The organism is Curtobacterium sp. MMLR14_002, assembly GCF_001864975.1.
Taxonomy (GTDB): Bacteria; Actinomycetota; Actinomycetes; order Actinomycetales; family Microbacteriaceae; genus Curtobacterium; species Curtobacterium flaccumfaciens.
The window spans coordinates 1-277 of record NZ_MJGT01000032.1 but is presented as its reverse complement, the minus strand read 5'-3'; the positions used below and the strand labels follow the sequence as shown (position 1 = coordinate 277).

The following is a 277-nucleotide window of genomic DNA, read 5'->3' as shown; positions in this document are numbered from 1 at the left end:
GTGTCGTCGTTGGTGCTGTGGGCGTCGGCGCGTTGGGGTCGTGGACGGCGGAGCGGCCGAGGCTGTCGGCTGCGAGGACGACGGGCTCGTTTGTTTGGAGCGCGGTGTTGAGCAGCCCTGCGGGGTAGTCCGCAACGATGACACGGTTGGTGTCATCGGGGTCGTCGGTCACCGGGTACTGAACGAAGACCATGTTCGACAGCCCGACGGTGTTCACCGCGAGCGCGAGACGCGCGAGGGTCGGGGCGTCGGTGAGGGTGTCAGAGAGCGTCATGTG

Annotated in this window: 1 pseudogene; it reads right to left on the bottom strand. The window is 67.1% G+C overall.

From position 1 onward, the window contains the following. A pseudogene (locus BIU91_RS18775) lies at nucleotides 1-277 on the bottom strand (LytR family transcriptional regulator); the annotation flags it as partial.